Here is a 26,141-nt window from a genome sequence, read left to right as displayed (position 1 = left end):
GTCGTTCTAGTGCCCGCAAGCGAGGGAAAAAGGCAAACACGGTAACTAGACAGTCAATCTAGTGACCGCAAACATGGGAAAAACACAAAAACGGTAACCGAAAAGCATTAAAATAAAAAAACAATCCTTTATATTAGGGAGGGAACACATATGACACGCCAAGCAAGTATTGAAAGAAGAACGAATGAAACGGATATTAAACTTTCTTTTGAAATTGATGGAGAAGGAAGAGCCAACCTTGAAACAAATGTACCATTTTTAACGCATATGCTTGATCTTTTTACGAAGCATGGTCAATTTAATTTAACGATTGATGCAGTTGGTGATGTGGAAATTGATGATCATCATACAACTGAGGATATCGGGATTTGCTTAGGGCAAGCCCTAAGAGAAGCATTAGGCGATAAAAAAGGAATAAAGCGCTATGGAAACGCGTTTGTACCGATGGATGAAGCGTTGGCACAAGTCGTTGTAGACCTTAGCAATCGTCCGCATGTAGAATTTCGCGCTGAGCTTCCAAGCGCACGTGTTGGCACTTTTGACACTGAGCTTGTCCATGAATTCCTTTGGAAACTGGCGCTTGAAGCACGGATGAACTTGCATGTAATCGTCCATTACGGTCATAATACGCACCATATAATTGAGGCGATATTTAAAGCGCTTGGCCGTGCCTTAGATGAAGCAACGGTGATTGACCCACGGATAAAAGGAGTCCCATCAACGAAAGGAATGTTATAATGATCGGCATTATCGATTATGGAATGGGGAATTTGTACAGCGTCAGTAAGGCGCTTGAACGGATGAACTATCAACATATTGTCACGGATGATCAAGACAAGCTCAATAACTGCAAAGGTTTAATTTTGCCAGGTGTTGGCGCATTCCGTGATGCGATGACAATTTTAAATCAAACTAGCTTAACAGCTTTTATAAAAAATGAAGTTGTTGCTGGAAAGCCATTACTTGGCATTTGTTTAGGAATGCAGCTTTTATTTGACGAAAGTGAAGAAAACGGCATTACGCAAGGCTTGCAATTTTTAAAAGGAAAAATCGTTAAGTTTCCAGGAAGGACTGCTTCTGGTGAAAAATATAAAGTACCACATATGGGTTGGAATAAGCTGAATTTCCGCCAGCCAGAATCAGCGTTGCTCCGTAATGTTGAACAAGGCCATGTTTATTTTGTTCATTCCTATTATGCGGTTCCACAAGACGACAATGTTGTCTTGGCAAGTAGCATATATGATGTCGAGGTACCAGCAGTAGTAGGACAAGGCAATGTGTATGGTACCCAATTCCATCCAGAAAAGAGCAGTGAAATCGGTTTATCAATCCTAATGAATTTTTCGAAGCTTGTGGAGGGGAGAGAATAGATATGACATTTACCATTTACCCGGCAATTGATATGCGCGGAGGCAAATGTGTGCGTTTGCTTCAAGGAGATTATAATAAAGAAACGGTTTATGGGGATTCGCCTTTTGCAATGGCAAAGCTTTTTGCCGATGAAGGGGCAGAGTGGATTCATATGGTTGATCTAGATGGTGCAAAAGCGGGCCAGCGTGTCAATCATGAGCATGTGCTTGAAGTTGCGAGCAAATTAAATATGAAAGTGCAAATTGGCGGCGGCATCCGCACAGAAGAGGATGTTGCTTTTTATTTAGAAAATGGGGTGAGCCGCGTCATTCTTGGTAGCGCCGCGATATCTGACCCTGCTTTTGTTAAAGCAATGCTTGCGAAATACGGTGAAAAAATTGCTATCGGCATCGATGCAAAAGATGGCTATGTGGCAACAGAAGGCTGGCTAAATACATCGAATGTAAAGGCAACTGAGCTAGGAAAAAAACTAGCTGAAGCTGGTGCAGAAGTGTTTATTTTTACTGATATTGCCACAGATGGCATGCTTTCAGGTCCAAATATAAATGCGATTGTTGAAATGGCGAAGGCAACTGGCAAAGAAGTGATTGCTTCAGGTGGTGTTAGCAAGCTTCAAGATTTAGTGAATCTAAAAGAATATGAAGCTAGTGGCGTTGCAGGTGCGATTGTTGGAAAGGCCCTTTATACAAAACAGTTTACAGTAAAAGAAGCGTTAAGTGAGGTGAATCGTTAATGGTTACAAAGCGAATTATTCCTTGTCTGGATGTAAAAGAAGGACGAGTTGTCAAAGGTGTCCAATTCGTTGAGCTTCGTGATGCCGGTAATCCGGTTGAGTTGGCCGAGTTTTACGATAAAGAAGGTGCAGATGAGCTTGTATTTTTAGATATTTCTGCTTCCCATGAAGGCCGTGAAACGATGGTTGATGTTGTTGAACGTGTTGCGGCTAAGCTTGCGATTCCATTTACAGTTGGCGGAGGCATTAACACTCTAGAGGATATGAAGCGAATTTTACGTGCGGGTGCTGATAAAGTTTCGTTAAACACGGCTGCTGTTAAGAATCCGGAATTAATATCAGAGGGTGCGAAATTTTTCGGCTCACAATGTATCGTTATTGCTATCGATGCAAAGTATGACGAAGAGTTAGGCTCATGGCGGGTCTATACACATGGCGGCCGCAATGCGACGGAGTATGAAGTAATCGCATGGGCAAAAGAAGTAGTTGAACGTGGTGCCGGTGAAATTCTCTTAACAAGTATGGATAAAGATGGAGAGAAATCAGGCTTTGATATCAAGTTAACAAAAGCGGTCAGTGAGGCTGTATCTGTTCCTGTTATCGCCTCTGGAGGTGCGGGTAATGCCGATCACTTTGTTGATGCGTTTGTCGAAGGAAAAGCTGATGCAGCATTGGCAGCGTCGATTTTTCATTATAAAGAAACATCAGTGAAAGAAGTTAAAGATTATCTTCGTAAAAAAGGAGTGAATGTTCGATGAACGTTTCACAAGTCAAATTTGATGAAAAAGGTTTAATTCCAGCCATTGTTCAAGATGCAGTCTCGAAAGAAGTGCTGACTCTTGCCTATATGAATGAGGAATCGCTACGAAAATCGCTGGAAACGAGAGAAACATGGTTTTGGAGTCGCTCTCGCGCGGAGCTATGGCATAAAGGCGAAACTTCAGGCAATACGCAAAAAATTATTGATATAAAATATGATTGTGATCAGGATGCGTTAGTAGTCTTAGTCGTTCCAGCAGGTCCTGCATGTCATACAGGTGCATACAGCTGCTTTGGCGGTTCTTTAGTTGCTGCTGATGCAGCTGGAGCGCAAGCGGGATCTGACCGTTTTGCTATCATTAATGAGCTTGAAAAAACAATTGCTGAGCGCGAAGCGGAAATGCCGGAAGGGGCTTATACAACGTACTTATTTGAAAAAGGCGTTGATAAGATACTAAAAAAGGTTGGAGAAGAGGCTACAGAAGTCGTTATTGCTGCGAAAAACCGTGACCCAGAAGAACTGAAATGGGAAGTAGCCGATTTAATCTATCATTTGCTTGTCTTGTTAAGAGAACAAAAACTTCCACTAGATGATGTATTGAAGGTGCTTGTAGAAAGACATGGTATAAAAAAAGAAGCATAATGAAGAATACATGTGTCAAATCCTTTAAGCACCAAATGGCGAAGTATGTTATACTAATCTCGGTTAACTTTTACTTCGCCGTTTTATGGAGGTTTTATGGAAACACGTAAATATCATACGAACCACGCTATCGGGCAAATTGTGCAGTTTGCCCAAGATGGAGAGTATTTTTTCAATAAAGGTATTAAATATTATCGCCGTCGTGAGCTTTATAAAGCAAAAAAATATTTCGAAAGAGCTATTCAATTTGATTCAAAAGAACCGGTATTTTTGTGTCAGCTTGCCGTTGTTTTGGCTGAATTAGGTGAATTCGATGCTTCCAATACAATATTACTGGAAATCGTTGAAAAGCTAGAGCCTGAAATGTACGAATGTTATTCGTTTTTGGCTAATAATTGTGCATATTTAGGTTTATTTCAAGAAGCGAAAAAGTATGCGAAACAATATCTTAATTTTGCCCCAGATGGTGAATTTAATGAAGATATAGAGGATTTACTTGAACTTTTAAGTATTGAAACAAGTGAGTTTGAAGGCCTTTATAGTCACGAAGATGAGCTAATCGTTAAGCAGGAAACAGCAAGGGAACTACTTGAGAATGGAAAGCTAAAAGAGGCGAGCATTATGCTGCAAAAGCTTGTCAAGGAGTATCCTGAATTTTGGTCTGCCCATAACAACTTATCGCTTGCCCATTTTTATCTTGGCAACGTAAGTAAAGCAATAAAAATTGTCCAAGATGTATTAAAGAAAAATGAAGGAAATCTTCATGCCTTATGCAATTTAGCTGTTTATTATCATTATCTTGGCCGTGAAAAGGAAGTTGCCCATATTGTTAAACAATTACAAGTTGTTTACCCGATCGATATGGACCATCGTTCAAAGCTTGGTATCACCTTTGCTTTATTAGGACAATACGAAAATTCTTTCAAATGGTTGCGTTGGTTACAAAAGTTTGGTTATGAGGGGGATGGCGCATTTTATTATTGGCTTAGCGTCTCTGCCTACTATACGGACAGAAAGCAATTAGCCGTAGAAATGTGGCAGAAAGTAATTAAGTTCAACCCCGAGAAAAAAGGTGCTGAGCCATGGTTAAAGGTTCAATCCCACGAACATAAAGGAAATACGATTTATCAGTCATTGATTCAACAGTTTAAGGAAACAGATAGCGAGGAAAAGAAGTTATTAATTTTGTTTTTATTAAGGGAATCAGGAAATATTAAGTTGTTAGAGGAAGTAAACTTGATTGTCATGACTAATCATGAATCTGACATTATTAAAGACTTTACAAATTTAATGTTGAATAAGCTAGCGGATAAAAGCGGGAAGATTCACTTGCGCTTAACGGAAGGTTTACATGTCATTGAGGCTCTTTCGGAGCAATGTACATCATCGCAGGAGCTAGAACATAAATTTTATATGTTATGGTTTAGAATACTAATAAATGCGCTTCATTTACCAATTAGCTTGAAAAATAGTCATGCTTGGTCTGCTGCGATTGAATATTGCTGTCTAAAAGCGGAGGATTATCATATCACTCAGAAGGAAATCGCTGAGAAATATACAATTTCTTCTTCTACTTTAAGAAAATATATTCATTATGTAACAGAACTTGTTTAATTGCCGTGTAAATCCTTTCATCCGATGGTGCGAGCGTAAACTAGAGGCAGTTGGTGCAAAAGCATGCGCTAAGCTCCTGAGCTTTTTAATAGACGGAAACGTGGGATTTAGGTACACTATATAATATAGGTGATAGGGTATAGGGTATCTGAGAAAAACTCTTGAACACCTCAACCTAATCTAACTACGTAAATATGCAAAGGAGTGTAAGAACATGAGTGAGGAAAAAATTTGGGATGTCGTCATTGCAGGAGCAGGACCGGCAGGAATGACTGCAGCTGTTTATACGTCTAGAGCAAACTTATCAACATTAATGATTGAACGTGGGATGCCAGGTGGACAAATGGCAAACACCGAAGATGTTGAAAATTACCCCGGGTATGAATCAATCTTAGGTCCTGAATTATCGACAAAAATGTTTGAACACGCTAAAAAATTTGGTGCAGAATATGCCTATGGGGAAATTAAACAAATTATAAATGAAGATTTATATAAAATTGTTGACTGTGGAAATAAACAATATAAAGCAAAAACAGTTATTATTGCAACAGGTGCACAGCATAAAAGCTTAAATATCCCTGGTGAAAAGGAACTAAGTGGCCGCGGTGTTTCTTACTGTGCTGTTTGTGATGGAGCGTTTTTTAAAGGAAAAGAATTAGTAGTGATTGGTGGGGGAGACTCAGCCGTTGAAGAAGGTATATATTTAACACGCTTTGCTTCAAAGGTAACATTAATTCATCGTCGTGATGAATTGCGCGCCCAAAAGATCCTGCAAAAACGTGCCTTTGATAACGAAAAAATGGATTTCATTTGGAACCATATACCAAAAGAAATAAATGGGACAGATGGCAAGGTTTCGAGCATCACAATTGAAGATGTAAAGACCGGCGAACAACGCAACTTTAAAACAGACGGACTGTTTATTTATGTAGGTCTCGTACCGCTAAGTGAGCCTTTCAAAAATATCGGGATTACAAACGAAAATGGTTATATTGAAACAAATGAATTGATGGAAACAAAAGTGCCAGGAATTTTTGCTGCTGGTGATATTAGAGAAAAAATGCTTCGTCAAATTGTTACGGCAACAGGTGATGGTAGTATTGCCGCTCAAAGCGCACAACATTATATTGAAGAACTAAATGAAAAAATAAAAGCATAAAATTTCAAAATTTTAACAACCGCTTAATAAAACTGTAATATATATGAAACAATTATCGGGTATGATAAATGATAATAAAGCCCCCTTACACATATATATAGAAAGGGGCTGTCTTCATAAAGTTAGGTATCTACGCAATCTTGCAAATCAATTACATTGAGATGCGCGCTATCTAACTTTTATAAGACAGCCTCTCTTTTTTATTGTAAAAATGAAGAAAATTGTTACCTCTTCGTAATAATAGTATAATTATATTTAGGGAAACCACCGGAAAAAGAGGTGAAAATTTTGCAGCGAATAACGAACTGTGTTTTACGAAATGGTAACAAAATTCTCCTTCTTCAAAAGCCAAGACGCGGCTGGTGGGTTGCGCCTGGTGGTAAGATGGAATTGGGTGAATCCGTAAAAGAATCTGTCATTCGTGAATATCTTGAAGAGACAGGTATCACGTTAAAAAATCCGATGATTAAAGGGATTTTTACAATAAATATTAAAGAAGACGACAAGGTTATATCAGAGTGGATGATGTTTACGTTCGTTGCTGACCAATATGATGGGGTTAACCTTGACGAATCAAGAGAAGGAAAGATAAAATGGCATGCAATTGACGAGGTGTTACAGTTACCAATGGCACCCGGTGATTATTATATTCTTGAGCATTGCATGAATGGCAATGGAACAGTTTACGGTACCTTTACATATACAGCAAAACATGAATTGATTTCATATCGTTTAGATCACTCTTAAGGAGATATATACATGAGTACAGCTAATCAAGAAGTTCAAATGGTCATTATAACTGGGATGAGTGGAGCAGGCAAAACGGTTGCTGTCCAAAGCTTTGAGGATCTTGGTTTCTTTTGTGTCGATAACCTACCTCCAACATTAATACCGAAATTTATGGAATTGGTCAAAGAGTCCGGCAACAAAATGAATAAGATTGCCTTAGTAATGGATTTGCGTGGGCGAGGATTTTTTGACACATTAGTTGATGCCATTGACAGTATGAGCGAATTGAACTGGATTACACCACAAATTCTATTTTTAGATGCAAGTGATCAAGTGTTGGTAAGCCGCTATAAAGAAACAAGACGGTCACATCCGTTAGCAAAAAGTGGCTTGCCGTTAGAAGGGATTAAATATGAAAGAGAAATTCTTGATGAATTGAAGGGTCGGGCACAGCAGATCATTGATACTTCTGAGCTGACGCCAAGGATGCTTCGTGAAAAAATTATTAGCGGATTTGCAAAAGAAAAGCAACAAATCTTTAGTGTAAATGTTATTTCATTTGGTTTTAAGTATGGGCTACCAATTGATGCCGATTTAGTTTTTGATGTGCGTTTTTTACCAAATCCCCATTATATTGATTCGCTTCGACCAAAAACAGGTCTTGACGAAGAGGTCTCCTCTTATGTGTTAAAACAGCCAGAAACACACAAATTTCTTGAAAAACTAATTGATTTATTAGCCTTTATGCTTCCGCATTATAAGCGGGAAGGGAAAAGTCAACTCGTCATTGCCATTGGCTGTACAGGTGGGCAGCATCGTTCTGTAACACTTGCTGAATATATTGGAAAGCATTTTGAAAAGGATTATATTATTAATCGCAGTCACCGAGATATTGAAAAACGGAAGGGAAAAAGGTAACTATACATGGAATGGAGAAAATTGCCCAAGGTTGTAGTGATTGGTGGGGGAACAGGGTTGCCGGTCCTTCTTCGTGGTCTAAAGCGCTATCCAATCGATATCACTGCGATTGTTACAGTGGCAGATGATGGGGGGAGCTCCGGAAGGCTTCGTGATGATTTACAAATACCGCCCCCCGGTGATGTACGCAATGTACTCGCGGCTTTGTCAGAGGTTGAACCATTGATAGAAAGCTTGTTTCAACATCGCTTCAGGAATGGGAATGGATTATCAGGGCATGCCTTAGGCAATTTATTGCTTGCTGCCATGACGAGCATTACTGGTGACTTTGTAAGCGGTATCCGTGAAATGAGTAAGGTTCTCAATGTCAAAGGGAAGGTCTTGCCTGCAGCTAATCGTGGCATTATTCTGCATGCTGAATTGGAAGATGGGACCGTTGTAACAGGCGAATCGAAAATTCCTGATGCAAATAAAAAAATAAAGCGTGTTTTCCTATCACCACAAGATGTTGACCCGCTCCCTGAAACTTTGGCCGAAATAAACAATGCAGATATGATTATTATTGGACCTGGCAGCTTATATACAAGTATTTTACCTAATTTACTTGTAAAAAAAATCGGCCTAGAGCTCTGCCGTTCCAAAGCAAGGAAAATTTATGTGTGCAATGTCATGACACAAGCTGGTGAAACGAATGATTTTTCAGCTAGTGACCATGTCAAGGCAATGTATGACCATTTAAAATGTGCATTTTTGGACAGTATTATCGTCAATGACACACCAATTCCTACTGAAATTTTGCAAAGATACCGCTTAGAAAATGCTCAGCCTGTTGAATATGATTTGGAAAAGTTGCAAACATTTGGGCTCGAAATCATTAATAAAGATTTATTGCAGATTCAAAATGGTGTGATTCGCCATGATACTGAAAAGATAGCAAGCGTCATATATTCATTATTGTAGAAGGGGGTGTGAGAATTTGTCTTTTGCTTCTGAGACTAAAAAAGAATTAACAACACTTGATATAAAAAAATGTTGCGCAAAAGCAGAGCTTTCCGCACTTATCCGCATGAATGGATCGATGTCTTTTATGAATCGTAAAATTATTGTCGATGTCCAAACAGAAAATGCAGCTATAGCAAGAAGAATATACACTTTGATAAAAAGGGAGTATAATATTTCTGTTGAACTATTAGTTCGAAAGAAAATGAGGCTGAAAAAAAATAATGTTTATATTGTTAGATTGGTTCAGCAAGCAAAAGAGATTCTAGAGCAGCTCGGGATACTCGGTGAAAATTTCCAGTTTATCCGATCAATATCGAATGAATTTTCACAAAAAAAATGTTGTAAACGCTCTTATTTACGAGGAGCCTTTTTAGCGGGTGGGTCAGTCAATAATCCAGAAACATCTTCTTACCATCTAGAAATCTTTTCATTATATGAAGAACATAATCGTTCACTATGTGAATTAATGAATTCATTTAGCTTAAATGCTAAAACATTAGAGCGAAAGAAAGGTTATATTGCTTATATAAAAGAAGGGGAAAAAATCAGTGAGCTCCTCAATATTATTGGAGCCCACCAGGCGTTACTACATTTTGAGGATGTCCGAATTGTCCGCGATATGCGCAATTCCGTTAATCGCCTAGTTAATTGTGAAACGGCAAACTTGAATAAAACAATTGGAGCTGCAATAAGGCAAGTGGAAAATATTCGTTATATTCAAGAAACGGTTGGACTTGATGTGCTTCCTGATAAACTTCGTGAAATTGCTGAATTAAGAGTTACGTATCAGGATGTTACCCTTAAAGAATTAGGAGAAATGGTATCAAGTGGACAGATTAGTAAATCTGGCATTAACCATCGCTTACGAAAGATAGATGAAATTGCTGAAAAGTTACGAATAGGTGAAACCATTTAAATTTATTAGTTCACTTTGTTACAATGAAAATAAAATGGGGTTGTGTATAAACAAGGAGGAGAAAATTTTGATAGAAAAGACGGTTACTGTAAAGCTAAAGACGGGCCTGCAAGCTCGTCCAGCAGCATTATTTGTTCAAGAAGCCAATCGCTTTTCTTCTGATGTTTTTTTAGAAAAGGAAGGAAAGAAAGTGAATGCGAAAAGCATAATGGGTCTTATGAGTTTAGCAGTAGAATCTGGCGCAGACATCAAGCTGATTGCAGATGGTCATGATGAAAAAGAGGCTATCGCAAAACTTGCTGGATTTATAGAAAAAGATCATCATTAATATTGGATTACAAAAATTATATTAAAGCTTTTTTGCTATAAAAGAGCTGACTCAGGAGGGGCTCTCACTCCCTCTTTTGAGTCAGCTTTTTAGTGTTCTTTATTTTTTCTCTTCGTCAGAGCTTTTTGTAATGACTTTATCAATTAAGCCGTATTCACGTGCTTGCTCAGCATCCATGAAATTATCTCTTTCTGTGTCACGGTTGATGATTTCAATCGGTTGACCAGTTCTTTCTGCCATAATCGCATTTAATTTTTCGCGCATTCTAATAATTCGTTTTGCATGAATTTCGATATCAGTTGCCTGTCCTTGCGTACCGCCTAGTGGCTGGTGAATCATAATTTCACTATTTGGCAAGGCAAAGCGTTTGCCTTTTGTACCGGCATTAAGGAGAAATGCGCCCATTGATGCAGCCATACCAATACAAATTGTTGAAACATCAGGTTTAATGAACTGCATTGTATCATAAATAGCCATACCCGCCGTAATCGACCCACCTGGGCTATTTATGTATATTGAAATGTCTTTGTCTTGATCTTCTGCTGTTAGGAATAAAAGCTGGGCCACGATTGAGTTCGCAACGGTGTCATCAATAGCAGTTCCTAACATAATAATTCTGTCCTTTAATAGTCGTGAATAAATATCATAAGCTCTTTCTCCACGATTCGTTTGCTCGATAACCGTAGGAATTAAATGCATATTCATAAAAAATCCTCCTCTATCTTTGATTAGCTTCTAAATTTAACTATACATGCATGGTCAATGAAGGTCAAACGAGATGTATTGCATTATTTCGACTTTTTCATGATAGCCTAAATTGCTTGAATTTAAACCATTTTATGAACACCGTTATTATTTTATACCTTCGAGTATATTCGAAGCCAGTTATTGCTCTTGACCCCTTGCAAAATAGTGAAATCTTCCTTATAATAAAATTCGTCATGTTTGCCCTCGTGGTGTAATGGATAACACACAAGATTCCGGTTCTTGTACTGGGGGTTCGATTCCCTCCGAGGGCGCTAAAGTATTGATATATAAGGCTTTTTCGAAGCTTTAATGGATAAATGTCCGACTTTTGTCCGACTTCTTCGAAAAAAGCCTTATTTTTTTACTGAATGTTCTCTAACCAGTTACGCATAAAATTATTTACTTTTTCATTGTTTAGCTGTTCAGATCGCTTCGACATATGTCCATACGTATTTAATAAAATTGATTTATCGGTATCACCAAGACGGGCTCCAATGTAATTAATGTCTGAGACGTTTGATTCCCATAAAATTGTTTCGTGAGTATGTCTAAACATATGAGGTGATGTGTGCATTAATTTATGTCTGCGGCATAAAGTTTCAAGGGCACTTCCGTAATTAGCCATTTTTATATGTTCGCCCATTGAATTAATAAATAAAAAATTTGGACGCTTTTTAAATTTCATAACAATCTCAGCTCTAATTTTAAGCCATTCACTTAAACGGTCGATTGTATGGTCATCTATAGAAATGATTCTTTCACCGCTTTCGCCAGTTTTTGTTGTCGGTTTAACTGAATATTGTTTTTGCTCTCTGACGAATGTTTTATCGATTTTTAAGGTCTTTTTCTCTATGTTAATGTCATCTATCGTTAAAGCACAAATCTCTCCTATACGGGCACCTGTGGCCATTAGAGTGTGTGTAATAAACAGATACTGTGGATAATCATTTAACCAGTCTTCTTTTGCGTGTTTAATTAAGATAACATAATCATCTAATTCAAGGAACTTTTGTTTTCGCTTTGATTGTTTTGCTGTTTTTGGATAACTTACTCTTGAAGCAGGATTCTTGTACATTAAGTCTAAGTCAATAGCCTCATTGAAAGCTTCACTAATAGTCGAATTCATTCGCTGAATTGTACTTTTTGAATAATCTTTAGCCAAATCATTAATGAATTTTTGATAGTTCGGCCTCGCGATCTCTTTAAGTGGCATATAACCAATTCTGTCAGATATCATACGGATGTGTGTTCTAATGTTTTTTTCTGTATTATATTCAACAGTTCCTTTTTTATAGGTTTCAAACCACCATTCAATATACTCTGATAAGTTTTGTTCAGATGAGCCAGGATCAAATCCTTTTTTAATTTTTCGTTCCATTTCGGCAGCTGCCAACTTTGCTTCAGGTTTCGATTTAAATCCACTTGCTACAGCTTCCTTTTTATCTCCTGTACGTTTATCTACATATGACACTCTATATTGCCATGTGCTACCACGTTTTCTGAAACTAGCCAATAAAATCACTCCTTCAAGAATGTATGTTCTGTAAAAGTGTAATATAAATAGCCACATAAAATGGCTATTTACTCTTAGGAGTTGCTAACTGTTTTTAAATTTTCAACCCACTCTTCCTTCTCTGACCATTTGAAAACGTCAACTGAGTAATTATGAAAAGGCTCTAAAAAACTTTTTGTTAATCGTTTTTTCGTGTCATTAGCAATAACGATAAATTCCGAATTTTTTCTGACGTCCTTAATGTCCATCCATGCAAATAACGGACTAACATAACTGTCTGCGGAAGGTACGTTAATTGCTCTTATTAGCTTTTCATTTCTTGTTTTTGATCTTGGTAGAGAAAAATCAAAATGTTGAGTCTTTCCAGACAACCCAGTATAACTTGGACCTTCATTAAATAGGACACCTTTATCTAAGAAGAAATTCTCGATTTCTTCTGTAAATATGCTAATGACAGTGTTCCTTGATGTTAATAGCATATCTGAAATCCTTAAAAGACATTGAATTAAGCGATGCTGCCATTCCGGGTATTCAATTAAGTTTTCGAAAGATACAAATAGTTCATTCGTAGCATGGTCTATTTTTACTCCGAATGTCTTTAGACAAATATACAAAAACTCTTTTCTTTTTTGAGTTTTTTTAACGTCAATTCCTAACATTTCAAGTTCATTAAGTATGTGCCCATCGTCAGATATTATAAAAGTATTATTCTCTTTTGTTAAAAATAATTGAATATAATCATGATGCATATCAACGAAAGGAGTAGTTATTTCAATAAACGAACTAAAATCCTCAAATTCAATCTTTTTTTGATTCCATTCATTATATAGCATTTTTAATTGATCTATCATTGATATGCACCTCCTACTTATGATTAATTCAATAATTCTGATTGATAATTATACGTATATTCATTAATATTCCCAACATTACAGCGTTCTAAAAATTTCCTTAATAAAATAGTAATTTCATTTAATTCTTCCTTCGTCAAGTACATTTTAGCAAAGTCATGATCTAAAGGATAGGCTATACTATCCCCATATTCATGATGTGCAATATGTAAATGCGGGCATTTTATTACTTCCCCAGCTAAAGGATAATCACCTGGTGGGTTTGGGTGTGGCGGGCCTATAATATCTAATCTAAGCAATGGTTTATCCTTGTGTTGCTGTTCTCTTAGTTGGAATGTACATTGTGGCTTCTTTCTGCCTTTTCTGTTTATATCAACAAAGAAGTAGAACGAGTTACTTTTGAGTTCTAACTTATCTGAAGTCCCACTTTTTGGGATATCTATCACAGAGGAATTATTAATTATTCTTTTTAGACAATTTATTAATTCATTTATGGTGTTAATGTCCAAGGATTTCACCTCGCTTAAATAAGAATCTATAAATTAATGCTTACAAAAACCTCTCCATCTCATACGGAACGCCGCATTCTTTTAAAACATCAAACCTAGTTTCATAATCTTCTAAATTTTTATCATAGAGAAGGAGATAAGTAGCAAACTCATTCGCTTCTCGTTCGATTTTGCCAGTAGAAAAAAAGGTATTCTTCCTTAAAAATGGGGTGTTTGTTCTAGGATGTAGTTTCGCATGCCCAAGTTCATGGGCGCATGTGAATTTTTGTGAGGTTTCATCTAGGTTGTTGTTGATAATAATGTACTTGTTTCTTCTGTCATACTTATAAAATCCGTTGACTTCTTCATGAAGATCCCAGAAAACTACATGAACATTCAAATAGTCAGCTAGTTCAAAAGGATTGTTAGTTCTATACTTTTCTATTAGGTCTTGTACAATTTCATTGATCCAGCTCATACGATTCAGTTTCCTTTTGAATAGAATTACTAGCGCTATTGTTTGTTGCCTTGTTTCATCATATTAAGTTCTAATTCAGCATCTGCCACCTTCCTATTTACGAATACAACACCTTCGCGGATGGAGCGGATTTCAGTTAGCAAAATGGTATCCGAATTTATATTTGCGACTTGGTGAGCATCTATTTTTTCGGATAGTGTATCTATTTTACTGTCTAAAGAACGAACATCATTTTTAATTTCCTTTAAATCTTCATTAATTGGACCTAATGCCTCTTTTAGTACAGATTGCAACATTTCTTTTAATTCATTATTCATTCATTTTCGTCCTTTCAATTAAATTTAAGTGAACTATTTTATCAGATGCATACCAATCTTGTTTAATGTATAATTTGTTTGAGGTGGTGGTGATAGTGTATAAACGTAAGAAATTCATCAAAAATCCTGTTATTATTGAAGCTTATCAAGTTTTTACCGAAACAAAAATAGAAACGCTTGAAGGCTTAATGACAGCTTCTCCTGGTGATTGGATTGTTACCGGTATAAAAGGTGAACAATATCCTGTGAAGCCAGATATTTTTGAAGCTACTTATTCACCAATAGAATAAAATTAGTCATTTAGAGCTTTCTTTATCGCTTCATAGGTAAAGCTCATTGCCCAAATTGCACCGATTCCATAAATGTTATCAGGCGAAGTATAGGAACTATCAATCTTTACAGCAACAATTTTTTTACCTAATTCAACAGCTTTCTCTATTTCCCATTGTACCCAATCGCTTTTATGCGTATCTTTACCAATTAGACAAAGAAAAACTGAACTCTCTGAAATTTTCCCTTTTATTACACTTTTAATATAAGTAGCATTGTTTGAATTTATTGATACACCAACGGAAGTATCATTGAATTTAATATCGAAAAAACCATTGTCATGTTCAGACCATGCTACTAACAAATTTTTATACCTTGTATCTTCCGCTGCTGAATGGTAACTAACAAATATTTTCTTAGCCATGATTAATCTCCTCCGTTTTCTTTGTTATCCCCATAATTCATACTTGCCCAATTTACGTTTTCTTTAGATATAATTGTTTCGATTCTTTCTACTAAGTTACCGAACGAGTCTTCATTTCTATAAATACCAGTTTTAGTTAGATACATATACTTTTCATGTCTCAGTGTTTCGCAAATGCTACGATATTCAATCCAATTCTCATGATGTTTTCCAAGAGATAATACTCCCTCGATGCATGTAATAATTACTCCCATTGAGCCAGCTATTATTGCCAACCATTTAATACTATCAATGTATCCAGCTAAAAACGGAATAGCAGCAGATAAAATGATTTGTGTTATTTTTAACCGCTTGTATATTTTTTGATGCCAAATGCTTTTTTTATCATACCAGTTAATTTGGTCATCAAGGCGTTCATTGAGGTATTGTTCTATTTTCATATGCCTGCACCTCTATTTCACCTATCGGATTCCCCGTCTTGGTTATCTTCTCTATACTTCTTCGGCGCATACTTCTTGTTAATTTTCTTTGTTGTTCTCACAATGTAGTTTACTATTGCCGACTTAATCGTTGAACTTCTGTTTCAACGTTATATACTCGCTTATTTAATACTTCCGTTTTATCCTCTAATTTGTTGCGGATCTGCTCCATTAATGAAAGTATGTCTTCAGGCTGGCTAAGTTCTATACGGTGTACAGCTTCTTTTATCTCGAAAACTTCACTATCCAGATGGTCAAAGCGAGTTTTCATTTCATTTTTAATCCCTTTAAATTCTTCCTGCATAGCTGTCATTTGGTTTAGTATTTGTTGTAATATTTGTTCATTCATCAATTTTCATCCTTCTATATTTTTTTGGCGCATACTTTTTATTGATTTTCTTCGTCGTTCTTACGATATATTCGATGGTTTTTAATTCTTGGCTGTCTATTTAATGCGCTTTAGCTCACGGATGTCTGTTTCTTGCTCTAAGGAACGCATAGAGAGTGATTCAAGTATTTTATCCTGTCGTTCTTGTCCCTCTTTTAGTGAAGTTAGCTCACCGTGAAGTTTATGGACATCCATTGTTAGCGCTTCTAGTTTTGCATCTGTTTCTTCCTGACGATCACGGATAGCCTTAGTTATGCCAGTGTTTTCCTCTAATTGCGATTTAATCATTTTTAATTCTTCATTAATTGGCTTCAATGCATCATTTATTACTGATTCAAGCATCGCCTTTAATTCGTTATTCATTCGGTATCATCCTCTTTATACTTTTTCGGTGTATATCTATCTATTCAGGAGTAATTTATAAGTATTTCCTTCCTTAACCCTAATAATTATTCCAGATTCATGTAGTTTTTTTAATGTACTATTTATTGTTGTCTTGTATTCATTATCGAATTGTTTATAAAGGTCTTTTTGAAGAATTCCGTTATTTTCTGTAATTAAATCAATCAGAACTTTATCTGCTGTTTTCTTAAATATTTTAATTCGTTCCTTTTTTTCATATTTTAATTTTTCTATTTGTAACTTTTCCGTTGCCTCATGATAATTGTTAGTTAAGTAGTCTAGTTCTTCCTCGACTTGTTCAATATATCTGAAATTTGGATTATTGCTGTTGTGACAATGCTCCCACATATCTTCAAAGTGAATTTGTCCACCTTTTCCTTTGGAAAGGCAAAACTTCTGTAGTTTTTCGTAGGCGGCGATCGCCTTTTTACATTGTTCGATTCTATCGTCAATTGTCCAAATACCAAATACTTTATTCGATTCATGGTAGACATTGGCTTCAAGTGTGCCTATAATTCCAGAGTACCTGCTAGAAAAATTAAATGCTAAATTTTCCTCTTTAGAAGAACGATGGAACTTTGGATTAGGTGAATTTTTATAATACTCAACCGCATTCTGATAATCATGTTCTATTTGCTGTTGAAATGTTCTTCCGGTTGGTAATAAGTTGTTATTTGTGTTTTGGTTATCAACTGCTTTTTGGTCATCGTGTTCTACTTGCTGTTGGAATGTTCCTGCGGTCGGTAATAAGTCGTTGTTTGGGCTTTGTTTATTAACTGATTTCTTAGATTTAAAAAAACTGGTTACTTTACTCCAAATTCCCATTTACTATTCCTCCAGGTTATCCTCTCTATGTTTTTTGGGCGTATACTTCTTGTTGATTTTCTTCGTCGTTCTCACGATATATTCCATCGCTTCCATGACTGACTCTTTTGCTTCGTCAGATAGCGGCTCGCCGTCAAAGGCTAATCCATCAGAATGCTCTATGTCGTTTCTGATTTGCTCTAGGCGCTTGGCGATGTCTTTTTCGTCTTTATCTGTTGAACGATTATCAATACTATGAGTTTTTACGAATTCACTCGTATCTTTTCCAGTGAGTAAGTAATCCGTAGAGACATTATAAAAATCTGCTAACTTCTTTAATATTTCAGTATCAAGTTCACTTCTACCGGTTTCATAATGTGATAATCGTGCCCTTGAGATACCGATTTTAGTTGCAACTTCTTCTTGCGACATTTTTCCACGTAATTTTTTAAGTCTTTCTCCTATCATAGGGAATGCCCCTTTGCTACTAGTTTATAGTATAACGGTCATATAATTTAATTAATTTATTATAGGTAAAATGAAGTTGATACGGATCATCATCTTTATATTGGTGCTCTTTATTTAAAAAGTATTGCTTAGTGCGTTCGTAATCAGTCCAAAGCCATGAGTAATCCTCATTTTTATCTACAGATGCAGTATCATGGTGAACTTGCTTTGATCTTTTAAATAAAAAATCAAAGATTACCATTCGTTTTTGTCTCCCTTTAATATAATTTACTTTTAAAACCTACGCTTCGTCACTTTGACCTTTCCAATTCACATCATGTTTTTAAGAATTAATAATTTTTTCTAAAGTATTTATTCTTCTTTTTACTCCAACTTTTTCATTTAGAGAGATTGCCTTCTTATAATTCTCTAATGCATTTTTGTAGTCCACAACTTTATCATAGACTTCCCCGATTTTTCTGTATGCAAACGCCCTATCTTTATCATAAACTCCTATTTCTAAAGCAGAGTCGATGATAGATAAAGCTTCTTGATAATCACTAAGGAGTTGTTCGTTTTTAGGTGTTTTAAATAATGCATCAATTATTTCATAAGCTACATTTAATCGTAATGTCGGAATGGAACAGTTTTTTCTATATTCATACCATTTTTGTTGGTCTAAAAAATCACCTTTAAAAGTATAATCAAAGTTTTCGCCGTATTGAGATAAAGTAATAATCATATTAAAAGGGTCAACATTGATTTCAGACGTTAATCCATTTATAGTTGGTATCCACTTATGAAATATTTTTTGGAGCTCTATGTCATAGACTATAATTTCACATTCATTACAAGTTTGAATACAAGCATATTTTCCATCACTTGAAATACCCATACAGTAAATATGAGCATTTACGTTACTTCTAAAAACAATATCCGAACGTTTATTTAAAATATAAAAATCGTTGGTGAGATTATCACCAATACTTATTATATCTCTAACTAATATAAAAGGATGGTCAGTTACTCTAATAGAAGTAAAATCTACATTTTTAAAAATATCGTAATCAAATAATACAGTTTTATTTTCTACATCTACAAAGACTACTCTGTTTTTGTTTCCAGAGGCAATGAATTTTTTGTTAGGTGAATAAAAGGCTTTTCCTCTGTAATCATACTCATTTAACGAAATATGATAGTACTCGTTATCCCATTCACTAACTTCTATTTCTTCTTGAGGTGACTTTGGTTCTGGGTGAGCATTCTTTTGTTTTGACTTAAACAAAAAATCAAAAATACCCATATCTATCTCCCTTTTTTGAGAAACATTTTAATGTAGCCATTTCTTTTGACACTCCGTATATTTCACAAGTTTCATAAATTGATAGATTCGTGTTTTCATATTCATATAGAACTTCATCTGGGATCAATAACTCAACGGCAAAGGTGTTAGCTTCACGTTCTTTTTTGTCAGTTGAGAAAAAAGTATGTACTTTTAAAAATGATGTGTTTGTGTCGGGATCTAAGATGGCATGACCGAGTTCGTGAGCACATATGAATTTTTGTTCATGTTCCGCTGCAGATTCGTTGATGTGTATGATGGGGATGCGGAAATGTTTGCTGTAATAACCGAGTGTTGAGCCAAGGTTTTCATAGTGAATTTGTATTCCTAGCCCTTTAGCAATTTTAAAAGGGCAGTTTGTACCATGTTTCTTTATGAGTGCAACTACTCTTTGTTTAATAGTCCCCATACGAATTAGCCCCTATTTTTTATATCTTTTAGGTGTGAATTTTTCTTTAGCAATCCTTTTAGCAATTCTCAATGAGTTTTCTAATGAAGCGATTAATAGTTCGCGATCTTCCTCATCAAGATCGTCTAAAGTTTTACCATCATAAGCTGCATACCCATCTTTACCATTTAAATTATCTATCATTTCTTGCAGTTTTTTCTTAATATCACGCTCATCCTTTGCTGTCAGCTCTGGCAGTTCGTTTTTTGTTGTTTGAGAAGGTGTATCTGTTCTTCCTTGTAAATAGTCAGTCGTAACACCAAAAAAGTCTGCAAATTTATTTAAAGTTTCGTAATCGGGCTTTCTTTCATTTCTTTCATACATACCAATGGCGCTTTCACTTAGGCCAAACAATTTCCCTAACTTTTCTTGAGATAATTTTGCTTTTTCTTTTCTTAAATATCTAAGGCGTTCCCCGAGTGTATCCATAATAATTCTCCTAAATAAAACATTTATTAAAACTATAGTAACACGCTTCGTGTTATTTTTAAACAAAACGCACAAAATGTGTTGACAACACATATCGTGCGGTGTATTATAAAGACAATAGAGCACGATATGTGCGGAAGGGGTGGTGAAAATGAATAAAAAGCGTATAGGAAAAAAACTATTAAAGTTACGTGGTGATATACCAAGAGAAGAAGTTGCTAACGCCGTTAAAATAAGTATTAGCGCACTACAAATGTACGAAAACGGACAGAGAATACCACGTGATGAAATTAAGATGAGACTAGCCGAGTATTACAAAGCTACTGTTCAAGAAATTTTTTTTGAACACAAAACGCACGATATGAGCGGTAAAAATGTGTTGAACAAACCCGAAACAGCCTAAAGGATGGTGTAAATGAATCAAGAAAAAATTGCAATTCTTACTGAGCAACTTGTTGGTCTAAAGCAATATGAATGGTCAAGGATTAAACATCAGGTAGACATGATTTTTAGTTCTAAAGCCGCCAAGGTGGAGCTTGACGACTTATCTGAACTAAAAAGAAATCTTGAACTTGAATTTAATCTTCGAAAATATAGCGATTCCTAGGGTTGATTCAATCCACAACAATCTGGATGAAGATAGGGTTAATTCGATATTCCTTACCTTTGTAATAAATCCAAACGTAATCTAACTCATACATGGTGTCTGGTTTCCTTTTTCTTAATGGGCTATAAATCTCAGCATTTTCTTCCCACCAAATAAAAGGGGAAGTTTTATGAGGTCCCATCACACAATTATCATCTTCAGAAAGATTAACCCATTCACCGAGAAGATTGGCATAAACCTTTTTCATTTATTTCACCTCCTTTCAATAGTGGGGGTGGAGCTAAACAAACCAGAAACAGCCTGAAAGGAGTGAAACATGGTGAACGAACGTAAAATAGCTGAACTTGAAAAACGTGTTGCATATCTTAAGGACCAAGTCGCCTTGGCAGCGGCGACTTGTGATAACAGTTCTGTTGTTTCAAAGTTGTTTGCAATTTTAGAAACAGTTGAAAAGTATGTCAGAGAACTTACTAACAGTGTTACTGAACAAGATATTTCAGATGCTGAGATGATTGAATCTTTTATTGAAACAGTCGAAAAGATTTCAAACGAAAATTAAAAATCTTTTGTAAGTGATTTGAACCATTCAGACGACTTATCAATTTCTAGGTCAATCTTTACATCACAAAGGCTATTGCTTTTTCTAGGTATTGGAACTGTGGAGCGGTTAAAACTTAATCCAGCTATAGCTCTACTGTGAAAATTAATAGAGTACAATCCTTTATCATTTTGAAAACCTAAGTCACCAGCATAATGATAAATGTCATTTTTATCAGGTAAATAGCAATCAATTCGAGAAATAGAACTAACTACACCAATAATTATTTTGTTCGGCAAATCAATCAGCATATTCGCTGTTGGCTCTACTCTAAATTTATAGGTTTTACCAGAAATAGTAGTTACTAATGTAAACTTATCATTCATGTTTTCACCCCCTTACCTGTCTTAATTCGACAATCGGAGCGTGAATCCTGTATCAAAACAACAGCCTGAAAGGAGTGAGTCGTGATGAAAATTAAAAGGACTGTCGAAATCGCTCAAAAAATTGTTTCCCTTGCTGAAAAAGAGGGTTGGAGTGAAGAAGAGCTCGCCAAAGCTATTAAACTTCTTCACTCGGAGTTAGATAATAGGCTATTCGTCTAATTTTTTTAGAATTTCGTAAAAACTTTTTGTAATAGCTGCCACATCATTAGCGGTTGCTGCCTTAGCAAGCCTACCGGTATTGGTGTACTTATCATTTGACCAATGATTTAGCAACGTGACCGTTAATTCAACAGCTAATTATTTATCACTTTTGGACATTGATTTCACCACCTTCCTTGTAAATTGAAGAACGTACACTCGCCGAAGTATTAGTTCTTCAATGACATGTTTCTACAAGAAAGTGGTAAATCATTCAAATTAGTAGCTCAGGAGGTGATCTAGTTGCTAAGTGTAAAAATCGATGAACGCCAGATTGAACAACAATTCCATGAAGAGTTGCAAAAACATCTTGATGAAATAGCAAATCGCACAGTGTTCTGGGATATGAAGGAATTGTGTCGCCAAACTTGCATGAGTGAGCCTTTTATAAAAGAAAAATTTTTCTTTGACCAACGGTTTCAAAAATTTAGAGTCGGTAGAAAATGGTTGTTTCCAGCCAAGCAAACAGAAAAATTTTTATTACAGTGGTTGAGTGAACAACCGCAAAACTATAGATAGGGTGTCGCGAAAAATCTACTAAATCATCTTCCTTCTACTATTTATTTTAAAACTATGTATTCATAGATTCTGTTCAACGCTTGAACATGTTCTGATTTAGAACATAGAGAGGAGGTGGTGACTATGCAGTTGGGGCAAATTTTTAAAAAGTCACGAAAGCTATCGGGATTGAGTCAAGAAGCGTTAGCAGAAATAATGTTCATGCCGCGCTCAACAATATCGAAAGTTGAAAATGACAAGATGGAATTAAAAATATCAGATGCTATCAGGTGGTTCCAAGCGACACAAGCGCCTGAGGTTTTGGCAGCAGTCTTATGCGGTGTTGATGTTACTACAGTTATTCAAACTTTAACAACACTACTGGGAGGCTTTATCAGCTACATATTTATATGAAAAGGGGCGAGGAAGAATGGCTACTATACCAAGTCATATCGCGAGAGATCAATACTGGAAACCAGTTATTCATTTGTTTCAAAAGAATGCAAAACTAAACACTCTTTTTACAACAAAATACTTTGATATGGAACATGGATTGATAGATACCACAGCTTTAAAAAGGGCTGCAAGTAAATGGTCGCAGTCTGAAAAATTCCTACTAAATCTGGCTATCCATCTATATACCAATGACGGAAAAATAGATTTGAGCAATATGGATTATCTGGATGACTATAACAAGAAGCTGGTGATGGAAGCAATAACATTCAGGTTTTTTTAGAAAATAGGAGGTCAATCGTATGATTCAATTTTGTATCTTTACAAAAATGATGAAAGCAAAAAATGTAAGTCGATTATGGCTGGATTTAAAGGAAGCAGCTTCAACAGAAGAAGGCAAAAAGGAATTAGCAGAATGGGACGAGTGGATAAAAAACGTAATTGAAGTAAACCGCCCATTTTTAAAAGTAAAAGAAAAAGCAGCTAACGCTGGAACGTTAACCGCTTAACAAATTACATTTCGATAAAGATATTATATCACATTTCATGTGAGCGGCAAGTGATGCTTGTCGTCATGCCGAGGAACTTTAAATGATTCCTTCCTTACGCCCCTAATCACCTTCCTCGGCGTGACGATGTGCATTACATCAATACTAAATTGAAAGATGGTGAAAACAATGGAAATCAGTAAAGAGTTATTATGCTATGTTGCCGACGGCGACTTACATGCAAAGTTAGCGAATGTTGGCTACTCAACAGATTTACGAGAGATTGTGACTGTTGGTCAAATGATGAAGCATTATCAAACAGGCGAGGTGAAATAAATGAATGAAGTAGCTGGAACTATAAGAGTTGTACATGTGAACAGCGCAGAGGCTTGTAACACGTGGTTAGAAGAAAACGGCGATGCCGAGGTTGTTGATATCAAGTTTTCAACATGTGAATCAGAAACAGATATTTTAATCATTTATAGAATTGAGTATTGGATTGAGGTGATAAATCGTGACTGATAAGGATCTAGCTATTAGAAAGATTCAAGGTGTTTTGGGAATGGTACGCATCGGCAATGTGCAAGGATTTGAAGTTTGCAACATGAAAGCTACTGAAAAGAAGTTGGAAGAAGCTCTGCAACTATTAAGGAAGGAGGGAGCATAAAAATGAACATTGAACATCATCAGATTACGCGTACATTTCGGACAGGCTATCCAAATGTAGTCGCACAGCCGGAACATTTCGGAACTGATTACTTCGGCGACGAGGTTCTGGAAGGAGACGACTACATTGAAGATACGAATACCGATGAAATAATACTAAAAGACAATCTAGAAAAGTATTTAGAAGAAGTTTACGACTTCAAGTTCCAGACAGCAGAATAGCTCGATGCGCCAACATCGAGCAAGAATTTAAAAATATTTTCTTACGTTTATAATACTTCAAAAATTTAAGGAGGGCAATATGGCTATTAATCAAAGCGCAGTTTCAACTCTTGAAATGAGCCGTTTCGAATGGCTTCATGAACGCACAAAAGGTATTGGCGGCAGCGATTCAGGAATTATTTTAGGCCTTAACAAGTATCGTACAGCCTTTGAATTATGGCTTGAAAAAACAGGTCAGGTTGAACCAGTGGAAATTGATAACGAAGCTATCTACTGGGGAAACGAGATGGAAAACGTTGTAGCAAAAGAGTTTGAAAAGCGAACTGGTAAGAAAGTCAGGCGTTCAAACTTTATGTATAGTCATCCAAAATACTCGTTTATAAAAGCCAATGTAGACCGCTTTGTTGTCGGAGAATCAGCGGTATTAGAATGCAAAACAGCAAGTGCATATCTAGCTAAAGAATGGGAAGGTGATGAGATCCCATCAGCTTACCTTGTACAAATACAGCATTACCTTGGTGTCACAGGAAAAGAAAAAGGTTATATAGCTGTTCTAATCGGTGGTAATCGCTTCGTATGGAAGGAAATTGAACGTGATGACGAGTTAATCAATATGATTTTTGAAGCTGAAAAGAACTTCTGGGAAGTGAATGTATTAGGTGGACAAGCTCCTGCTTTAGATGGTTCGAGTGCTGCTGAACAGTATTTAAAAGAAAAATATGCAGTTGCAGAAAAAGATAAAGAAATTGTTCTGCCGGGAGAATATAAAGACCTTCTTATACAGTATGAAAAAGTAAAGAATGATGAAAATCTAATCAAAACAGCTAAAACTGAAATTGAAAATAAAATCAAGGCTGAATTGAAAGATGCTGAAAAAGGAATTACCGATAGTTTCCTAGTTACTTGGAAAAACCAAGTTCAGCAAAGAGTTGATACTAAGTCTTTGAAAGAGAAGTTTCCTGATATATACAAACAAGTTTTAAACGAAGTTTCTTTCAGAAAATTGATAGTAAAGGAGATTAAATAATGGCAACTAACTCAGCATTAAAAAATCAGTTAGCTAATAAGCAAGAGGCAACTAAACAAGTTTCAGCTCAATCTCTAGGACTTAAAAGCCTATTAAATACACCAACTATGCAAAAGAAATTTGAACAAGTACTTGGTAAGAAAGCACCGCAATTTATGGCTTCTGTACTTAATTTATATAGCACAGAGAACCTTTTACAAAAGGCAGAACCAATGTCAATCATTACAAGCGCAATGGTAGCTGCATCATTGGACTTACCAGTTGATAAAAACCTTGGGTATGCATGGATAGTACCATACAGCGGAAAAGCGCAGTTTCAATTGGGTTATAAAGGCTACATTCAATTAGCACTTCGAACAGGTCAATATAAAGCAATTAATGTAATCGAGGTCCGCGATGGAGAACTTAAAAAGTGGAATCGACTAACTGAAGAAATAGAACTTGATCTAGATGCGGCTGTAAGTGATAAGGTTATTGGTTATTGCGGATACTTCAAACTGATAAACGGATTTGAAAAGAGCGTTTACTGGACACAAGAAGAGATAACGAAACATAAAAACAAATTTAGTAAATCAGATTTTGGGTGGAAGAAAGATTGGGACGCAATGGCTAAAAAGACTGTTCTACGAAACATGTTAAGCAAATGGGGAATCTTATCTATTGAAATGCAAAAGGCCTTTACTGAGGACGAGAAAGAGCATGCAGTTAAAGACATTACAGATGATGTTAACGAAAAAGATGATTCAAACATTATTGATGTACAAGCTGAAGAAGTATTGGAACAAGATCCATCCCTACAGAATGAAATTCCAGAAGAGTTTCCGTTTGATTAATGGAGTATATAGTTTTGATTCCTAATTGTTATGTTTGGATGACTGAGGGTGCCGCAAATCGACCTCAGTTGTTCAAACGATATGTCACTGGATATGTTGAAAGGCATCACCATGAACTAAAAATAAAATCGATTAAAGGGATGTACGTTATTTGTGAAAGGAAACA

At 36.0% G+C, this 26,141-nt stretch carries 44 protein-coding genes and 1 tRNA gene; 27 read left to right on the top strand and 18 right to left on the bottom strand.

Annotation, left to right across the window (positions count from 1 at the left end; genetic code table 11):
• The first annotated feature begins 150 nt into the window (after window positions 1-150).
• The 12 genes from hisB (at window position 151) to GX497_12930 (ending at window position 10,172) form a co-directional block, all read left to right on the top strand.
• Complete coding sequence (gene hisB / locus GX497_12985; protein HHY74108.1) at window positions 151-738, top strand: imidazoleglycerol-phosphate dehydratase HisB; 588 nt, start codon at window positions 151-153, stop codon at window positions 736-738.
• Entirely contained in the window at window positions 738-1,370 is a 633-nt protein-coding gene (hisH, locus tag GX497_12980; protein HHY74107.1) for an imidazole glycerol phosphate synthase subunit HisH, read from the top strand. Before hisB ends, hisH begins: the two co-directional genes overlap by 1 nt.
• A gap of 2 nt (window positions 1,371-1,372) precedes the next feature.
• Window positions 1,373-2,104, top strand: coding sequence for a 1-(5-phosphoribosyl)-5-[(5-phosphoribosylamino)methylideneamino]imidazole-4-carboxamide isomerase (hisA, locus tag GX497_12975; protein ID HHY74106.1), 732 nt, complete (start codon window positions 1,373-1,375; stop codon window positions 2,102-2,104).
• Entirely contained in the window at window positions 2,104-2,862 is a 759-nt protein-coding gene (hisF, locus tag GX497_12970) for an imidazole glycerol phosphate synthase subunit HisF (GenBank protein ID HHY74105.1), read from the top strand. The genes hisA and hisF overlap by 1 nt, the downstream gene beginning before the upstream one ends.
• Window positions 2,859-3,506, top strand: a complete 648-nt coding sequence (locus tag GX497_12965; GenBank protein HHY74104.1) for a bifunctional phosphoribosyl-AMP cyclohydrolase/phosphoribosyl-ATP diphosphatase HisIE — start codon at window positions 2,859-2,861, stop codon at window positions 3,504-3,506. The genes hisF and GX497_12965 overlap by 4 nt, the downstream gene beginning before the upstream one ends.
• A gap of 96 nt (window positions 3,507-3,602) precedes the next feature.
• On the top strand, window positions 3,603-5,120 hold the full coding sequence (locus GX497_12960) for a hypothetical protein (protein HHY74103.1): 1,518 nt from the start codon (window positions 3,603-3,605) through the stop codon (window positions 5,118-5,120).
• Between the two features lie 214 nt (window positions 5,121-5,334).
• Complete coding sequence (gene trxB, locus GX497_12955) at window positions 5,335-6,279, top strand: thioredoxin-disulfide reductase (GenBank protein HHY74102.1); 945 nt, start codon at window positions 5,335-5,337, stop codon at window positions 6,277-6,279.
• Between the two features lie 288 nt (window positions 6,280-6,567).
• Window positions 6,568-7,026 (top strand): 8-oxo-dGTP diphosphatase, encoded by a 459-nt coding sequence (locus GX497_12950; GenBank protein ID HHY74101.1) that lies wholly within the window; start codon window positions 6,568-6,570, stop codon window positions 7,024-7,026.
• A gap of 12 nt (window positions 7,027-7,038) precedes the next feature.
• A complete protein-coding gene (gene rapZ, locus GX497_12945) occupies window positions 7,039-7,926 on the top strand; it encodes an RNase adapter RapZ (GenBank protein ID HHY74100.1) in 888 nt (295 codons plus the stop codon).
• Window positions 7,927-7,932: 6 nt separating this feature from the next.
• Complete coding sequence (locus GX497_12940) at window positions 7,933-8,886, top strand: YvcK family protein (GenBank protein HHY74099.1); 954 nt, start codon at window positions 7,933-7,935, stop codon at window positions 8,884-8,886.
• A gap of 16 nt (window positions 8,887-8,902) precedes the next feature.
• Complete coding sequence (gene whiA, locus GX497_12935; GenBank protein ID HHY74098.1) at window positions 8,903-9,844, top strand: DNA-binding protein WhiA; 942 nt, start codon at window positions 8,903-8,905, stop codon at window positions 9,842-9,844.
• Window positions 9,845-9,911: 67 nt separating this feature from the next.
• Window positions 9,912-10,172: an HPr family phosphocarrier protein gene (locus GX497_12930; protein HHY74097.1), complete on the top strand. Its 261-nt coding sequence runs from the start codon at window positions 9,912-9,914 to the stop codon at window positions 10,170-10,172.
• A gap of 99 nt (window positions 10,173-10,271) precedes the next feature.
• Here GX497_12930 and clpP read toward each other — a convergent pair whose 3' ends face one another.
• Window positions 10,272-10,871 carry an ATP-dependent Clp endopeptidase proteolytic subunit ClpP gene (gene clpP / locus GX497_12925; GenBank protein ID HHY74096.1) on the bottom strand — a complete coding sequence of 200 codons (600 nt, stop codon included), beginning with the start codon at window positions 10,869-10,871 and terminating at the stop codon, window positions 10,272-10,274.
• Between the two features lie 248 nt (window positions 10,872-11,119).
• Here clpP and GX497_12920 point away from each other — a divergent pair.
• Window positions 11,120-11,191, top strand: a tRNA-Arg gene (locus GX497_12920).
• A gap of 89 nt (window positions 11,192-11,280) precedes the next feature.
• Here the strand turns inward: GX497_12920 and GX497_12915 are convergent.
• The 5 genes from GX497_12915 to GX497_12895 all read right to left on the bottom strand — a co-directional run bounded on the left by GX497_12915 (window position 11,281) and on the right by GX497_12895 (window position 14,566).
• A complete protein-coding gene (locus GX497_12915; protein HHY74095.1) occupies window positions 11,281-12,432 on the bottom strand; it encodes a site-specific integrase in 1,152 nt (383 codons plus the stop codon).
• Between the two features lie 74 nt (window positions 12,433-12,506).
• Window positions 12,507-13,283, bottom strand: coding sequence for a DUF1829 domain-containing protein (locus GX497_12910; GenBank protein ID HHY74094.1), 777 nt, complete (start codon window positions 13,281-13,283; stop codon window positions 12,507-12,509).
• 23 nt (window positions 13,284-13,306) lie between these two features.
• Window positions 13,307-13,792: a hypothetical protein gene (locus GX497_12905; GenBank protein ID HHY74093.1), complete on the bottom strand. Its 486-nt coding sequence runs from the start codon at window positions 13,790-13,792 to the stop codon at window positions 13,307-13,309.
• Window positions 13,793-13,832: 40 nt separating this feature from the next.
• The gene (locus GX497_12900) at window positions 13,833-14,249 is read right to left on the bottom strand and encodes an ImmA/IrrE family metallo-endopeptidase (GenBank protein HHY74092.1); all 417 of its coding nucleotides are present in this window, start codon (window positions 14,247-14,249) and stop codon (window positions 13,833-13,835) included.
• Between the two features lie 35 nt (window positions 14,250-14,284).
• Entirely contained in the window at window positions 14,285-14,566 is a 282-nt protein-coding gene (locus tag GX497_12895) for a hypothetical protein (protein HHY74091.1), read from the bottom strand.
• A 65-nt stretch (window positions 14,567-14,631) separates the two neighbouring features.
• Between GX497_12895 and GX497_12890 the strand changes: the two genes are divergently transcribed.
• Window positions 14,632-14,856, top strand: coding sequence for a hypothetical protein (locus tag GX497_12890; GenBank protein HHY74090.1), 225 nt, complete (start codon window positions 14,632-14,634; stop codon window positions 14,854-14,856).
• 2 nt (window positions 14,857-14,858) lie between these two features.
• Here GX497_12890 and GX497_12885 read toward each other — a convergent pair whose 3' ends face one another.
• The 10 genes from GX497_12885 to GX497_12840 all read right to left on the bottom strand — a co-directional run bounded on the left by GX497_12885 (window position 14,859) and on the right by GX497_12840 (window position 19,999).
• Entirely contained in the window at window positions 14,859-15,260 is a 402-nt protein-coding gene (locus GX497_12885; GenBank protein HHY74089.1) for a TIR domain-containing protein, read from the bottom strand.
• A gap of 2 nt (window positions 15,261-15,262) precedes the next feature.
• Window positions 15,263-15,700, bottom strand: coding sequence for a DUF4231 domain-containing protein (locus GX497_12880; protein ID HHY74088.1), 438 nt, complete (start codon window positions 15,698-15,700; stop codon window positions 15,263-15,265).
• Between the two features lie 112 nt (window positions 15,701-15,812).
• Window positions 15,813-16,088 carry a hypothetical protein gene (locus tag GX497_12875; protein HHY74087.1) on the bottom strand — a complete coding sequence of 92 codons (276 nt, stop codon included), beginning with the start codon at window positions 16,086-16,088 and terminating at the stop codon, window positions 15,813-15,815.
• Window positions 16,089-16,184: 96 nt separating this feature from the next.
• Window positions 16,185-16,469 carry a hypothetical protein gene (locus GX497_12870; protein HHY74086.1) on the bottom strand — a complete coding sequence of 95 codons (285 nt, stop codon included), beginning with the start codon at window positions 16,467-16,469 and terminating at the stop codon, window positions 16,185-16,187.
• Window positions 16,470-16,526: 57 nt separating this feature from the next.
• Entirely contained in the window at window positions 16,527-17,354 is an 828-nt protein-coding gene (locus GX497_12865) for a hypothetical protein (protein HHY74085.1), read from the bottom strand.
• A 3-nt stretch (window positions 17,355-17,357) separates the two neighbouring features.
• Entirely contained in the window at window positions 17,358-17,801 is a 444-nt protein-coding gene (locus GX497_12860) for a helix-turn-helix transcriptional regulator (GenBank protein HHY74084.1), read from the bottom strand.
• Between the two features lie 19 nt (window positions 17,802-17,820).
• A complete protein-coding gene (locus tag GX497_12855) occupies window positions 17,821-18,042 on the bottom strand; it encodes a hypothetical protein (protein ID HHY74083.1) in 222 nt (73 codons plus the stop codon).
• Window positions 18,043-18,123: 81 nt separating this feature from the next.
• Complete coding sequence (locus GX497_12850) at window positions 18,124-19,083, bottom strand: tetratricopeptide repeat protein (protein ID HHY74082.1); 960 nt, start codon at window positions 19,081-19,083, stop codon at window positions 18,124-18,126.
• The gene (locus GX497_12845; GenBank protein ID HHY74081.1) at window positions 19,070-19,531 is read right to left on the bottom strand and encodes an ImmA/IrrE family metallo-endopeptidase; all 462 of its coding nucleotides are present in this window, start codon (window positions 19,529-19,531) and stop codon (window positions 19,070-19,072) included. Before GX497_12845 ends, GX497_12850 begins: the two co-directional genes overlap by 14 nt.
• Window positions 19,532-19,543: 12 nt before the next feature.
• Window positions 19,544-19,999 carry a helix-turn-helix transcriptional regulator gene (locus GX497_12840; protein HHY74080.1) on the bottom strand — a complete coding sequence of 152 codons (456 nt, stop codon included), beginning with the start codon at window positions 19,997-19,999 and terminating at the stop codon, window positions 19,544-19,546.
• A gap of 151 nt (window positions 20,000-20,150) precedes the next feature.
• On the opposite strand from GX497_12840, the gene GX497_12835 reads away from it, so the two are divergent.
• Window positions 20,151-20,402, top strand: a complete 252-nt coding sequence (locus tag GX497_12835) for a helix-turn-helix transcriptional regulator (GenBank protein ID HHY74079.1) — start codon at window positions 20,151-20,153, stop codon at window positions 20,400-20,402.
• Window positions 20,403-20,414: 12 nt separating this feature from the next.
• On the top strand, window positions 20,415-20,606 hold the full coding sequence (locus GX497_12830; protein ID HHY74078.1) for a hypothetical protein: 192 nt from the start codon (window positions 20,415-20,417) through the stop codon (window positions 20,604-20,606).
• A 7-nt stretch (window positions 20,607-20,613) separates the two neighbouring features.
• On the opposite strand, the gene GX497_12825 is transcribed toward GX497_12830, so the two are convergent.
• Window positions 20,614-20,853 (bottom strand): hypothetical protein, encoded by a 240-nt coding sequence (locus GX497_12825; GenBank protein HHY74077.1) that lies wholly within the window; start codon window positions 20,851-20,853, stop codon window positions 20,614-20,616.
• Between the two features lie 69 nt (window positions 20,854-20,922).
• Between GX497_12825 and GX497_12820 the strand changes: the two genes are divergently transcribed.
• Complete coding sequence (locus GX497_12820) at window positions 20,923-21,165, top strand: hypothetical protein (protein ID HHY74076.1); 243 nt, start codon at window positions 20,923-20,925, stop codon at window positions 21,163-21,165.
• On the opposite strand, the gene GX497_12815 is transcribed toward GX497_12820, so the two are convergent.
• Entirely contained in the window at window positions 21,162-21,530 is a 369-nt protein-coding gene (locus GX497_12815) for a hypothetical protein (protein ID HHY74075.1), read from the bottom strand. The two genes, GX497_12820 and GX497_12815, sit on opposite strands and share 4 nt — an antisense overlap.
• Before the next feature lie 501 nt (window positions 21,531-22,031).
• Between GX497_12815 and GX497_12810 the strand changes: the two genes are divergently transcribed.
• From GX497_12810 to GX497_12765, 10 genes are all read left to right on the top strand, one after another.
• The gene (locus GX497_12810) at window positions 22,032-22,307 is read left to right on the top strand and encodes a group-specific protein (GenBank protein ID HHY74074.1); all 276 of its coding nucleotides are present in this window, start codon (window positions 22,032-22,034) and stop codon (window positions 22,305-22,307) included.
• 123 nt (window positions 22,308-22,430) lie between these two features.
• A complete protein-coding gene (locus GX497_12805) occupies window positions 22,431-22,700 on the top strand; it encodes a helix-turn-helix transcriptional regulator (protein HHY74073.1) in 270 nt (89 codons plus the stop codon).
• A 16-nt stretch (window positions 22,701-22,716) separates the two neighbouring features.
• Window positions 22,717-23,022 carry a hypothetical protein gene (locus tag GX497_12800; protein ID HHY74072.1) on the top strand — a complete coding sequence of 102 codons (306 nt, stop codon included), beginning with the start codon at window positions 22,717-22,719 and terminating at the stop codon, window positions 23,020-23,022.
• A 19-nt stretch (window positions 23,023-23,041) separates the two neighbouring features.
• Window positions 23,042-23,248: a hypothetical protein gene (locus tag GX497_12795; protein HHY74071.1), complete on the top strand. Its 207-nt coding sequence runs from the start codon at window positions 23,042-23,044 to the stop codon at window positions 23,246-23,248.
• 168 nt (window positions 23,249-23,416) lie between these two features.
• Window positions 23,417-23,563, top strand: a complete 147-nt coding sequence (locus tag GX497_12790; protein HHY74070.1) for a hypothetical protein — start codon at window positions 23,417-23,419, stop codon at window positions 23,561-23,563.
• Complete coding sequence (locus GX497_12785) at window positions 23,564-23,749, top strand: hypothetical protein (GenBank protein HHY74069.1); 186 nt, start codon at window positions 23,564-23,566, stop codon at window positions 23,747-23,749. It begins immediately after the preceding gene.
• Complete coding sequence (locus GX497_12780) at window positions 23,742-23,894, top strand: hypothetical protein (protein ID HHY74068.1); 153 nt, start codon at window positions 23,742-23,744, stop codon at window positions 23,892-23,894. Before GX497_12785 ends, GX497_12780 begins: the two co-directional genes overlap by 8 nt.
• 2 nt (window positions 23,895-23,896) lie before the next feature.
• Entirely contained in the window at window positions 23,897-24,115 is a 219-nt protein-coding gene (locus GX497_12775) for a hypothetical protein (GenBank protein ID HHY74067.1), read from the top strand.
• Between the two features lie 79 nt (window positions 24,116-24,194).
• Entirely contained in the window at window positions 24,195-25,142 is a 948-nt protein-coding gene (locus tag GX497_12770) for a hypothetical protein (GenBank protein HHY74066.1), read from the top strand.
• Window positions 25,142-25,975 carry a recombinase RecT gene (locus GX497_12765; protein HHY74065.1) on the top strand — a complete coding sequence of 278 codons (834 nt, stop codon included), beginning with the start codon at window positions 25,142-25,144 and terminating at the stop codon, window positions 25,973-25,975. Before GX497_12770 ends, GX497_12765 begins: the two co-directional genes overlap by 1 nt.
• The last annotated feature ends 166 nt before the right edge of the window (window positions 25,976-26,141 follow it).

The sequence above is a fragment of the Bacillus sp. (in: firmicutes) genome (assembly GCA_012842745.1).
Classification (GTDB): domain Bacteria; phylum Bacillota; class Bacilli; order Bacillales; family Bacillaceae_J; genus Schinkia.
This window is presented reverse-complemented; position numbering and strand designations above follow the sequence as displayed.